Annotated in this window: 14 protein-coding genes; 2 read left to right on the top strand and 12 right to left on the bottom strand. The window is 37.3% G+C overall.

The window, feature by feature from the left end; translation table 11 throughout:
- Window positions 1–21 precede the first annotated feature (21 nt).
- The 10 genes from BTR25_RS00710 to BTR25_RS00665 form a co-directional block, all read right to left on the bottom strand.
- Window positions 22–201, bottom strand: coding sequence for a hypothetical protein (locus BTR25_RS00710; protein ID WP_075685132.1), 180 nt, complete (start codon window positions 199–201; stop codon window positions 22–24).
- A 67-nt stretch (window positions 202–268) separates the two neighbouring features.
- Complete coding sequence (locus BTR25_RS00705) at window positions 269–1,147, bottom strand: NAD(P)-dependent oxidoreductase (RefSeq protein WP_075685130.1); 879 nt, start codon at window positions 1,145–1,147, stop codon at window positions 269–271.
- Between the two features lie 79 nt (window positions 1,148–1,226).
- Window positions 1,227–1,697, bottom strand: coding sequence for a hypothetical protein (locus tag BTR25_RS00700; protein WP_075685128.1), 471 nt, complete (start codon window positions 1,695–1,697; stop codon window positions 1,227–1,229).
- Window positions 1,698–1,820: 123 nt separating this feature from the next.
- Window positions 1,821–3,533: a phosphoenolpyruvate--protein phosphotransferase gene (gene ptsP / locus BTR25_RS00695; RefSeq protein WP_075685126.1), complete on the bottom strand. Its 1,713-nt coding sequence runs from the start codon at window positions 3,531–3,533 to the stop codon at window positions 1,821–1,823.
- Window positions 3,533–3,799: a phosphocarrier protein HPr gene (locus BTR25_RS00690; protein ID WP_075685124.1), complete on the bottom strand. Its 267-nt coding sequence runs from the start codon at window positions 3,797–3,799 to the stop codon at window positions 3,533–3,535. The genes ptsP and BTR25_RS00690 overlap by 1 nt, the downstream gene beginning before the upstream one ends.
- Window positions 3,800–4,163: 364 nt before the next feature.
- Window positions 4,164–5,654: a glycerol kinase GlpK gene (glpK, locus tag BTR25_RS00685; protein ID WP_075685122.1), complete on the bottom strand. Its 1,491-nt coding sequence runs from the start codon at window positions 5,652–5,654 to the stop codon at window positions 4,164–4,166.
- Window positions 5,655–5,672: 18 nt separating this feature from the next.
- Window positions 5,673–6,875 carry a hypothetical protein gene (locus BTR25_RS00680; protein ID WP_075685120.1) on the bottom strand — a complete coding sequence of 401 codons (1,203 nt, stop codon included), beginning with the start codon at window positions 6,873–6,875 and terminating at the stop codon, window positions 5,673–5,675.
- Entirely contained in the window at window positions 6,872–8,068 is a 1,197-nt protein-coding gene (locus BTR25_RS00675) for a DUF58 domain-containing protein (RefSeq protein WP_075685118.1), read from the bottom strand. The genes BTR25_RS00680 and BTR25_RS00675 overlap by 4 nt, the downstream gene beginning before the upstream one ends.
- On the bottom strand, window positions 8,065–9,015 hold the full coding sequence (locus tag BTR25_RS00670; RefSeq protein ID WP_075685116.1) for an AAA family ATPase: 951 nt from the start codon (window positions 9,013–9,015) through the stop codon (window positions 8,065–8,067). The genes BTR25_RS00675 and BTR25_RS00670 overlap by 4 nt, the downstream gene beginning before the upstream one ends.
- Before the next feature lie 128 nt (window positions 9,016–9,143).
- Entirely contained in the window at window positions 9,144–9,338 is a 195-nt protein-coding gene (locus BTR25_RS00665) for a hypothetical protein (RefSeq protein WP_075685114.1), read from the bottom strand.
- 228 nt (window positions 9,339–9,566) lie between these two features.
- On the opposite strand from BTR25_RS00665, the gene BTR25_RS00660 reads away from it, so the two are divergent.
- On the top strand, window positions 9,567–9,755 hold the full coding sequence (locus BTR25_RS00660; protein ID WP_075685112.1) for a YkvS family protein: 189 nt from the start codon (window positions 9,567–9,569) through the stop codon (window positions 9,753–9,755).
- 105 nt (window positions 9,756–9,860) lie between these two features.
- Here the strand turns inward: BTR25_RS00660 and BTR25_RS28010 are convergent, their stop codons facing one another.
- Complete coding sequence (locus BTR25_RS28010) at window positions 9,861–9,980, bottom strand: DUF6254 family protein (RefSeq protein WP_254842608.1); 120 nt, start codon at window positions 9,978–9,980, stop codon at window positions 9,861–9,863.
- Window positions 9,981–10,118: 138 nt separating this feature from the next.
- On the opposite strand from BTR25_RS28010, the gene BTR25_RS00655 reads away from it, so the two are divergent.
- Window positions 10,119–10,733: a CPBP family intramembrane glutamic endopeptidase gene (locus BTR25_RS00655; protein WP_075685110.1), complete on the top strand. Its 615-nt coding sequence runs from the start codon at window positions 10,119–10,121 to the stop codon at window positions 10,731–10,733.
- A 41-nt stretch (window positions 10,734–10,774) separates the two neighbouring features.
- Here BTR25_RS00655 and BTR25_RS00650 read toward each other — a convergent pair whose 3' ends face one another.
- Window positions 10,775–11,818: a YkvI family membrane protein gene (locus BTR25_RS00650; RefSeq protein ID WP_075685109.1), complete on the bottom strand. Its 1,044-nt coding sequence runs from the start codon at window positions 11,816–11,818 to the stop codon at window positions 10,775–10,777.
- Between the last annotated feature and the right edge of the window lie 30 nt (window positions 11,819–11,848).

The raw sequence follows: 11,848 nt of genomic DNA, 5'->3' as shown, positions 1-11,848 counted from the left end.
TGTGAAGGGATTGTTTTTATCTTATTGACCTTTATACTTACCATTATTTTTTGATACCTTTTCTTTCTTTGCCTTATCCTTATGGATTTTATTTGTAACAGCAGAGCCAGTTTCATGGGCAAATTCTTCATTTAGAACTGCTGAATCAAATCCCTTTTTGTTTTTTTGCTGTGGATCATTTTTCTTAGTACGCTTCGCCATCTTACATTCCTCCCAGATTCATTTCAGATATAGTTTCTAAAATTCGGGAGGAATTTATGCTTTCTCCTTACAGCTTCCAATATTTATATAGGGCCTGTGTGCCGCTATTTTCTTCACCAAGCTCGGCTAATTTGTCATATAAGGATTTAGATAATGTTAAACCAGGAACCTTCAGCCCCATTTGTTTTGCTTCCTCTATAGCGATTGCCATATCTTTAATAAAATGCTTTATGTAGAATCCTGGCTCAAAATTCCCATCTAAAATCCTAGGAGCTAAATTACTTAAAGACCAGCTTCCTGCAGCACCAGTTGTGATACTTTTTAATACTGTCTCTGGATCTAATCCTGCGTTTTCTGCATAAACCAATGCTTCACATACACCAATCATATTTGATGCTATCGCAATCTGATTACACATCTTTGTATGCTGGCCTGCACCAGCTTTGCCTTGATAAACAATATTAGTCCCAAGGAGTGCTAATAGTGGATGGACAGCATCGAAGACCTCCTCTTCACCCCCGGCCATTATGGATAGCTTGGCTTCCCTTGCTCCCACATCTCCACCAGAAACCGGAGCATCGATCGCATGTATTCCCATCTCCTTGGCCGCCGAATAGATCCTCACGGCTAATGACGGGGCAGATGTGGTAAAATCAATCAAGTAACTGCCTTTTTGCCCATTTGTGATTAATCCATGCTCACCAAAATAGATTTCCTCTACATCAGCCGGGTACCCCACCATGGTCATGATGACATTTGCCTTTTTAGCGACTTCCATTGAGCTACTCGCCCAGACTGCTCCTTTTTTAACAAGGTCTTTAGCCTTTTGCTCTGTTCTCGTGTAAACAATTAACGAATATCCGGCAGCCAATAAATGCTCCGCCATACTCTTCCCCATAACACCTATTCCTATAAACCCGACTACTGTATGTTCTCGATTAAGCAAAACGATCATCCTCTCGTGAAGTATTTATTCTATTATCTAACCATATAAAAAAAACGGAACCAAGTATTTAGTTCCGTTTTTATAGCTCAGAGGAAAAATTCGTTAAATATACTCGTCCAAAAACTTCCTGATCATTAAAAATCTCTATAGAGACTGCCTGTTCTTTTTTGATTAACCTCTCAAGCTCATATATATGAAAATCCTTTTGTAATGCTATTGGATCCATAAATATATATTTCTCATTCCCATTAACTTCTAAATACTCACCATTTAAAACTTGGTCTTCTCCATAAATGATTTCACGTTTTCCAATTGCCGCTGCTAATTGATCATCATAAATGGTAACCTTCACTTTGTATAATTGGTTCTGTTCTAACAATTCACTATTGATACGGAAACGAAATTGGAGCTCGTTATTCTTGGTCAATAACGCATCAGCATAACGGTTAACAATTAATTCATTCGAAAACAGAGACCCACAACCAGTTACTAAGCTTCCAATTAACATGATGAAAACAAGTACATTGATCCATTTCAATTTTCGCAGCATCCTTAACACTCCTTTATGTTTTTACCTTTGCCGAATTTTTAAAGTAATAAACCTAAGTAGGACTACAATAACGAATAAAAAAAGAAATAGACCGACTGTTGGTTCAGTCGGCCTCGTAGATGATTATTTTGTTGCATTCTTAACTGCTTCAATTACTTGATCAGTTGTTTGCATATTTAATACTTGTCCAGCAAGAGACTCCATGTCAGCTTTGCTTAAATTCTTAATCTGTGAACGTGCTTTTAGAATGGAAGTGGCACTCATTGAGAATTCATCTAATCCAAGTCCAAGTAGAAGTGGAATAGCAGTTTCATCGCCTGCCATTTCGCCGCACATTCCTGCCCATTTTCCTTCAGCATGTGCTGCATCAATAACCATCTTCACTAGTCGTAAAATGGAAGGACTATATGGTTGGTATAAGTAAGATACACGCTCATTCATCCTGTCAGCAGCCATTGTGTATTGAATTAAGTCGTTCGTTCCAATACTAAAGAAATCGACCTCTTTAGCAAACTGATCAGCAAGTATGGCAGTGGATGGAATTTCAACCATAATACCAAGTTCGATGTGATCCGCAACAGATTGTCCTGCGAGAATAAGTTTTTCCTTTTCTTCCTCCAGCATTGCTTTGGCAGCACGGAATTCATCAAGTGTTGCTATCATTGGGAACATAATTTTTAAATTTCCATAAGTGCTGGCACGAAGCAATGCACGAAGCTGTGTACGGAAAATTTCTTGTTCCTCTAAGCATAGACGAATAGCACGGAAGCCTAAAAATGGGTTTAGCTCCTTTGGTAAATGAAGGTACGGAAGCTCTTTATCGCCCCCAATATCCAATGTACGAACTACAACTGGCTTTCCAGCCATACCTTCTAAGACGGCTTTATAGGCCTCAAACTGTTCCTGCTCAGTAGGAAGCTGATCACGGCCCATATATAGAAATTCAGTTCTGTAAAGACCAACACCCTCTCCGCCATTTTCAATTACTCCTTTTAGATCTTTTGGAGTACCGATATTAGCGGCCAGTTCGACATGGTGGTTATCTGTTGATACCGTTTTTTCATTTACTAATTTTGCCCATTCCGCTTTTTGCACTTCATATTCTTGGTGAACTTTTCGGTATTCTTCTACTAACTCCGGAGTTGGGTTAATATGTACTTCCCCTTTTAATCCATCAACAACGACTAGGTCACCATTTGAAATATCCTTAGTCGCAGTTTTGGTACCCACAACCGCTGGAATTTCCATTGACCGTGCCATTATGGCTGAGTGTGAAGTCCGACCACCAATATCTGTTGTGAAACCTAATACGAATTGTCGATTTAATTGCGCAGTATCAGATGGTGTTAAATCCTCTGCTATAATAATTACTTCTTCTGCGATCATACTAGGATTTACTAAATGAACACCTAATAAATGAGCAAGTACACGCTTCGTTACATCACGGATATCTGCTGCACGCTCTTTCATGTATTCGTTGTCCATTTGCTCAAACATCATAACAAACATATCTGCAGTTTCTTTAAGCGCTGTCTCAGCATTTACCTTCTCTGATTTAATCTTATCTTCAATTGGACCATTTAGCTCTGGATCACTAAGTACGAGAAGATGAGCTTCAAAAATGGCGGCTTTATCAGCACCAAGTTCTACGTTTGCTTTATCACGAATTGCTTCTAACTCAACTTTTGACTTTCCAATAGCAGTACGAAAGCGATCTACTTCCATTTCGGTTTCTTCTACAGTTTTGTTCTCAAAAGTTAAATCTGGCTCAACTAATTTATAAGCCTTAGCAATTGCAATTCCATTTGAGGCAGCTATCCCGTTTAAGAATGTCATTACTCAGCCAATCCTTCTTTTTTCAACAAATCCTCTAGGCTGCTTATTGCATCTGCACTGTCACTGCCTTCAGCACTAATTACAATATCTGCTCCTTGGCCAATACCTAATGACATTACACCCATGATAGATTTTAAATTCACTTTTTTACCCTTATATTCTAAGTTGATTTCAGAATCAAATTTGCTTGCTGTTTGCACTAATAATGTAGCCGGTCTTGCGTGAATTCCTGTATCTGCAACTACTTTGAATTGTTTCTCTGCCATTTAAAATCAAACTCCTTCTAATTAGTAAAATTGATAAACTACTGCTCCATTTACTATAGCAAGTTGTACATTTTTTAGTCAAATTACTTACTTAGACTATTGATATTTTTCCCAAAAGGGATATCAAGTATGTAAAGGGGAGGTCAATTTATCAACTTGGTTCAATTATACATTTGCTAGAATAACACTTTTAAACACTACAGACAACTGAAAAAATCCAATGTAAGCGCATTAATAAAAGGTTTAGTAAAATTTCTCTTCAAAGTTCACAAAAAAGTCGGAAAAAAGCAATCAAACAACTCATTATTGATTGCTTCTTCGTTATAGTTGGTAATTGCTGAAAAAATTTACGTTTTCAACCAATCTATTTAAAAGCCATTGCTGCTTTTACTGCTTTTTTCCAGCCATTGTACAGCACTTGGCGGTTCACTTCTTCCATAGTTGGTTCAAATCTATCACCAATAGCCCATTGACTAGCTATTTCTTCTTGGCTTTTCCAATACCCAACCGCAAGTCCTGCTAAGTAAGCAGCACCAAGTGCTGTTGCTTCATTATTCATAGGCCTTTCAACAGGGACATTTAACATATCACTTTGGAATTTCATTAAGAAATTATTGTTCACCGCTCCACCATCTACACGAAGTTTCATTAACTGAATTCCGGAATCGGCCTCCATAGCAGATAACACATCTTTCGTTTGATATGCTAACGACTCAAGTGTTGCTCTAACGAAATGCTCTTTGGTAGTTCCTCTTGTTAAACCAAATACGGCACCACGGACTTCACTATCCCAATAAGGAGTTCCTAATCCAACAAAAGCAGGTACCACATATACACCTTCAGAGGAAGCGACCTGTTCAGCATACCCTTCACTGTCTTTAGCATCGTTTATTAATCTTAAACCGTCTCTAAGCCATTGAACCGCAGAGCCTGCTACAAATATGCTCCCTTCAAGCGCATATTCAACCTTTCCATCTACTCCCCAGGCAATAGTGGTTAATAAACCATGGTTAGAATGAACCGCCTGCTCGCCTGTATTCATTAACATGAAACAGCCAGTACCATAAGTATTTTTAGCCATTCCTTTTTCGAAGCATCCCTGACCAAAGAGAGCTGCCTGCTGATCACCTGCTACGCCCGAGATCGGCACTTCTTTTCCAAAAAAGTGATAATCAACTGTTTTCGCATAAATTTCAGATGAAGGACGCACAGTTGGAAGCATCGATTTTGGAACCTTTAAGATTTCTAGTAACTGGTCATCCCATGTCAGGTTATAGATATTAAACATCAACGTTCTCGAGGCATTTGTGTAATCAGTCACATGTACACGTCCTCCTGACAGCTTCCAAATCAGCCAGGTGTCAATTGTGCCAAAAAACAGATTACCTTGTTCCGCCTTTTCTCGTGCACCATGTACATGGTCTAGAATCCACTTTACCTTTGTACCTGAAAAGTAGGCATCGATTAGTAATCCCGTCTTCTGATGAAAAAGTTCATTATAGCCCAAGCCCTTTAATTCTTCACAAATGTAGTTCGTCTGCCTTGATTGCCAGACTATTGCATTGTAAACTGGCTCGCCCGTTTCTTTATCCCAAACCACTGTTGTTTCACGCTGATTTGTGATCCCGATTCCTGCAATCTGCTCAGGTTTAACTCCTGATTCCGATAACACCTCGGCAATGACAGAAAGAATAGATCCCCAGATTTCATTAGCATTTTGCTCCACCCAACCAGGATTAGGAAAATATTGTGAAACCTCTTTCTGTGCAATAAAGACAATTTCTCCTTTCTTATTACATAGAACGGCCCTAGAACTCGTTGTTCCTTGGTCTAACGAGAGAATAAATGTTTCCAACCAGTTTCGCCCCTTCCGCTATTTATCACTTACCTTACTTCTATCTTTAATATGCTGTTTCATTCGACTAATTTCCAACATAAAAGATGTTTTTTCCCCAGACGTATAAGATTCATGTCCATAGCGCAACTTTTCATAAATCTTAATGACTTGCTCCACATCGGTAAATCCAATCCTATGCAGCCATTCTTCTACGGTCTCATACAGTAGCCTTCCGCTGTTATACTTATAGGCGAATCTCTCCAGTTCAAATATTTCCCTTCTGATTATATCTCCTGGCGGCTTAATCCTTCTTGATAAGATTGACTTACGGTTAACACCGAGCCTACCTGTTGAGATCTCAATAGCATCAGAAAATTTATTTATAGGTGGAAGAAGATTTATCTTCTTTTTAATAAAAAGATAAGCTAGAAAAACAATCACTAGAAGAACGACAATTACAAACATGATATCTTCAATAGGGATATATGATCTTTCCTTATACTGAAACGGCAGCTGCTCATCCTGCCCAGACATTTCAACTTCTGAAGATTTCCGCTGGCAGCCTGTAATTTGAAGAATCTGTAAGCCGCTTAAAAGAGGGGTCATGATATAAGCAAAGACAAGTGCGAAAGTTTTTAATGCCTTAAAAAAAATCAATTGAAGCGGTTTCAAAAGGAAAGCGATAGAAAATGCAATCAAACAAATGGCTCCTAATAGCTTCCCAAAGAAGACAGCATGACTTGCTCTGTCCTCATTAATGGAACCCCATTTCTTAAGAAACTCACCGAGCAGTACTAAGAAGCCTTGTACAATTAAAATGATAACAATATGACTCATGAAAGGATAATTACTTGCTGATGCAAAAATCAAACAAATAATTCCAACAGGCAGCGTTATAAGAAGCATTGTACCTGCAAAATAACCCCCAGCCTCTCTGTGCAATAAAATTCCCCGCCAAAATACTAGTACTGCAATAATGACTAACAAATACTTTGATACCTCAAGCTGATTGCCCATAAAGATTAGCAAGGGAGCCACTGTTATAAAATAAAGCCATTTCCCCTTCTCACTATATTTTATCAGTAGAAGCGAAAATAATATGAGACTGCCTAATGATAATAATAGTAATAAGGCGACAGGAGGCATACCTTCTTTATTTGTATAAAATAAATATAATATGATTAACCCTAATAATATTTCCAAACTAAAATGGTAGGTGGCAGAAAGCAATTGTCTCACAATATCTTCCCCCTTCCCTTTGCCATATTTAGTGAAACTAATACTGCATGTTCTCCCTCTATCAATAATTCCAGCATTTCAACCCCTCTTGCAGTCAGATTGAAAAGGTGAGCTTCAGTTTCAATCGATTTATTTCCACTATGAATTAGTGTTGGCTGTACCGCTAAATGCCTGCTGTAGAAAGAAAGCATTTTATCATAAGGGAAGCTTGAATGGTATAAGTTGATTGAAGCCAGTGTCTCTAATACTTTTTGTAAATGCTCTTTTCCTTCCCCTTTTGAAATATAGTAAAAGGGAGTACTGCCGGCAGTTCTGATGTTGATACAAAGTGAATAAGGAATCTGCTGCCTGTATGCAAAATAGGCAATCTCTGTCACGCTGCTAAGTATTTGTTCGAGCAGAGAGGTCACTGCGTAACCGTCGGAAACATTTACTGAGATGTTCCATCCTTTTTCAGAGATCCGTTCATATATTTTTGTTTGTAATTCATGTTTACGTGCACTTGCTTTCCAATGAATACGATTAAAGCTATCACTAGGAGTATAATCTCGTGTTCCTAATGGACCAAGACGATCTTCATAGACAGAAGTTGGAACAGGATTTACTCCTTGAAGGTTTGATAGCCGTTCGTGAAGCCCATGTACTGGTATGGACATTGGATATATGATGGCTTCTTGCTTAATCCTGTCTTTATTTTCTAGCATAACTTCTCCAAAGCCTAGGAAACTTGGAATCCTAATCTCAAGTTTCCGAATTCTTGCGGTACCACGTGCCATAGCTGTGTATGGGATACTGATATTTTTTGTTTGACCTGAAAAAATTGAAAATGGAACATTGATTTCATACATGGAAAGGCTGGGTTCTATTTTTAAATCATTCGGGGAAACGTTCTCGTCAAAGATTACCGTTAATTCTCCCTTTAAGATTGGTACCCCCTGATTAGCAAAGCTTAATGTCCAATTACCTTTATTATTTATAAAGAACCGCTTTTTTTCTATATTGTTAGTAAATATCAGTCTGTCTCCAACTTTTGATAAATAAATATGATTTATATAGAAACTGATTAGAAAGAAGATAGCTACAAACAGTACCAACTTTGATTGCATATAAAGACTTGCAATGATGAGAATCGCAGCAAATACTGTGATAGCTGGAATCTTCCTATCTTCTACTGAATACTTGCTCCAGTTCATCCATTTAAACCTACTTCAACAGGAACCGGAATAGAATTAAGAATCTCAGCAATAATCGTTTCTGCCGTTTTGGTTAGTGCCCCTTCTATTGACAAGAATATCCGATGCCCTAGAACATAAGGAGCAACTGCTTTAACATCATCCGGTGTAACATATTTCCTTCCATTCAGTAAAGCCTTACCCTGTGCAGCTTTCATCAAAGCCAGCGTTCCCCTCGGACTGACACCTAATTCTATATAATTATGTTCTCTTGTTTTTCGAACAAGTGTTATCAGGTAATCTTCCGTTTCGTTAGATATAAAGATCTCATTTACAGCGATTTTTAGCTGTTCTATTTCCGATAATGGAAAAACTTGATTTATATTATTTTGAATTCTTGTACCGCGATGGAGTTGAAGGACCTTCTTCTCATCTTCGAAATCAGGATATCCAACCTTTATTTTAAGAAAAAAGCGGTCCATTTGCGCAACTGGCAATGGAAAGGTCCCTTGCTGAGACTCTACCGGATTTTGTGTAGCAATAACCATAAATGGTTCCGGTAACCTAACGGTTTCACCATCAATAGTTACTTGCCTTTCTTCCATAACCTCCAGTAAACTTGATTGAGTTCTTGGTGTGGCACGATTAATTTCATCCGCTAATACTATGTTGGCTAGAATGGGGCCAGGACGTAATTCAAATTCCTGAGTCTTTGGGTTAAAGAATTGAATACCTGTAACATCACTTGGCAAAACATCAGGGGTAAATTGTATACGTGAAAACTCACCGCCTATCGACTTTGCAAAGCTTTTTGCTAACATTGTTTTTCCCGTTCCTGGTACACTCTCCAGCAAAATATGTCCATTAAATAATAAAGAAATCGCCATGAGTTCAACTTCAAGCTCTTTCCCTATGATGACCTTTCTTATCTCTTTCTTTAACTTGTCAATCTTTTCAGTTAAAACCATTATTCCATCCCCTTGAACCTAAGTATAAGACCTATACTATTTTAGCAAATTTATAGATTTTTCCAAAAGATAATACCACCGTTATGAAAAAAGAACTGGGTATGACCAATTCTTTTCATTACTTCGTATTAGCTTCTAGGTTCACTTAAGTATCGATATAAAACATCTCCGCCACGCTTGGCAATACCACGAAAATGCTTAAAATCTTCCCTATTAACAATAATTTGTCTAAAGGAGAGGAAATCCTCATTCTTCACATAGTATTCTGTAAGTTCACCTTTCATTAATTTATCAAGAATCTCATTTACATATTCCTCATTCACTCTAAGGCACCACCTTTACTCATATTGTAATGAAGCTCTATTCAAAGAGTCAATCATCGGTAAAAAAACACATTTTCTGGAAAATGTCCACCTTTTTTGCAAGCGATACCATTTTTTTAAAAATTTACTTAATTGTCACATAAAACCCTTTACGAAACAAAAATATTAGTGCAAACTGTTACTTAAATATATAAAGAATAGATTGTCAGGTAAAGGAGAGAGACTAAATTGAAAAAAGCAGAAGTAGGAAATATAATTGAATTCCGTGGCGGTCTACAAGGTGTTGTGGAAAAAGTAAATGAGAACTCTGTAATAGTCGACCTAACATTCATGGATAATTATCGCGACTTAGAATTGGATCAAAGAACAGTTGTGAACCATAAAAATTATAAAGTTGTAAAAGAAAGCGTGTATTAACATAAAAAATAAAAAGGCTGCCAAAGGGCTGCCTTTTTATTTTGCTATTATCAAGTATAAATTATAAATATTTTAGATAAGATTTGTAATCAGAATGATCCTTAATTATCTGCCCTGTTTGGTCTCATCAGCAATTTGCTTCAACGATTTTACTTTACCATGGGGGTTTTGATCTTGTTTACGAACTGTCCATTCCCGTTCTTCTTGACTTTTAGATTTACTCATTACTGTTACGCCTCCTTTCTATACTTTAATATGATTTCACTTTTTTATATTCTTATTTACAATGTCACCATTGTAATCATTTCCTTTTATAGAATCTTTTCTGCTAAAATAAATTCTATCATATGAAAGGAGTTTTAAATGTCAAAAAATCTATTCTTAGACTTACGATTGCTCGTCGGTTTATTAATTGCTCATTGCCTGATGTATTTCACTTTTGATGATAGATCCATTTTCTGGTATATCTTTTCCGGTACAATGCTTTTTTTAATTACATTTGCGATGTTTCAAGAAGCAGTTGATGACGAAGCATCCTTTATAAAATATCTCTCCATTGGTATTATATCTGGTGTGCTGTTATATTTTCTCTTTTGGCTTGGGTACCAGCTAATTGAAACGGTATATCCTCCTATTGATCAAAGTGTTAAAAGACTTTATCGTTGGTTTGGCCCATCTGTATTTTGGGAATACCTTGCTTTAATTTTAATTGCTGCTCCAGGTGAGGAACTCTTTTGGCGTGGATTTGTACAGAAGCGATTACTAAGATATTTCGGGGTTTTCGGAAGTATTTTAGGAGGCGCCTTGTTATATTCGTTAGTCCACATTTACTCTGGAGCATTTTTCCTTGTGCTCGCCGCTTTTGTTTCAGGTCTTATTTGGGGAACACTTTATATATGGAAAAAAAGCATGCCATTAATCATTGTCTCTCATATTGTGTTTGATCTCTTCATGTTCATCCTATTTCCATTAAAATAAGCATCTGTTCCCCTTGCGAACAGATGCTTATTTTACTTTGTTCACTTATTAGCTTTAAAAGGTTTCAGCCATAGCAACACGAAGAAAGTCAGGCTGATGTATCCAAATAGTGGGTATAAATTTGATAACAGCATACTGTAATCAACCAGACTAATTACATAGGAAATTAAAAAAATGACTGAAATAGATACGAAAGTAGGAACAGCAATATACTGTTTTACCTGTCTATCAAGACCAAAAACATTTCCGATAACTGAAGTGAAAATTTCACCATAAATAACCAGTACAAAAATCCAGTAAAAAAATGGAGCAATTTGCTTCATGATAATGGCCATCGGAATCTCATATACTTCCAAATTTGGAAGCATGATCAGCGTAAAATGACTCGACAATAAAATAACAGTCAATGCAGCACCACCCAATATTCCGCCCCATTTAATTGTCCAATCATCTTTGATTTCATTTGCTATCGGTACTAGAACGGCTTGGGCTAAGGCTAAATTTAGTGCCGAATAAGAAAATGGGGCTAACACACTTTTCCATCCATCGACTGCATATGGGATATATAATAATTTATCCAAGAAATCTGTTTGTCTAATCGATATGGTCATCAACATCAAACTAAAACAGATCATGATTGGGACTACGAAACTGTTTACCGCAAATATTCCCTTAGTCCCGACTAGCATGACAATAAAGGATAAAAATATAGTTAAAAAAACACCTAAGCTTTTGGATAGCCCTAACTGCTCCTCAAAAACGGCACCAGCTCCCGCGAGCATTACCGCACTAACCCCCAGTAACATAATAAGCATAATTATATTAATTCCCTTGCCTGCAATTTTCCCAAACAAGTGAACATTGAGTTCTTGGTATGATACCGCATTAATCTGAGCGGCGATTCTCATTAACTTGGATCCTAGCATGATAAGGAGGTAACCGCTCATTAGAATACTAATAAATCCAAAGAAACCGAATCGAGAAAAGAACTCTACGATTTCTCTCCCTGTTGCAAATCCCGCTCCTACTACTGTACCAACATAGACTGCGGCGATTTGAAAAGCTGCTGCCCAATTCTTCCTCACATCATCTCCCCCTTATCACTACTATATGAC

This window comes from Bacillus sp. MRMR6, assembly GCF_001940785.1.
In the GTDB taxonomy this organism is placed as follows: Bacteria; Bacillota; Bacilli; order Bacillales; family Cytobacillaceae; genus Neobacillus.
The sequence above is the reverse complement of the archived record's forward strand: the minus strand, read 5'-3'. Positions and strand labels throughout refer to the sequence as shown.

What these genes read in the sequence shown, in the direction of transcription:
- BTR25_RS00710 (WP_075685132.1), bottom strand. Translation starts at nt 201, where the DNA reads ATGGCGAAGCGTACTAAGAAAAATGATCCACAGCAAAAAAACAAAAAG.
- BTR25_RS00700 (WP_075685128.1), bottom strand. Translation starts at nt 1,697, where the DNA reads ATGCTGCGAAAATTGAAATGGATCAATGTACTTGTTTTCATCATGTTA.
- ptsP (WP_075685126.1), bottom strand. Translation starts at nt 3,533, where the DNA reads ATGACATTCTTAAACGGGATAGCTGCCTCAAATGGAATTGCAATTGCT.
- BTR25_RS00690 (WP_075685124.1), bottom strand. Translation starts at nt 3,799, where the DNA reads ATGGCAGAGAAACAATTCAAAGTAGTTGCAGATACAGGAATTCACGCA.
- BTR25_RS00675 (WP_075685118.1), bottom strand. Translation starts at nt 8,068, where the DNA reads ATGAACTGGAGCAAGTATTCAGTAGAAGATAGGAAGATTCCAGCTATC.
- BTR25_RS00670 (WP_075685116.1), bottom strand. Translation starts at nt 9,015, where the DNA reads ATGGTTTTAACTGAAAAGATTGACAAGTTAAAGAAAGAGATAAGAAAG.
- BTR25_RS28010 (WP_254842608.1), bottom strand. Translation starts at nt 9,980, where the DNA reads ATGAGTAAATCTAAAAGTCAAGAAGAACGGGAATGGACAGTTCGTAAA.
- BTR25_RS00655 (WP_075685110.1), top strand. Translation starts at nt 10,119, where the DNA reads ATGTCAAAAAATCTATTCTTAGACTTACGATTGCTCGTCGGTTTATTA.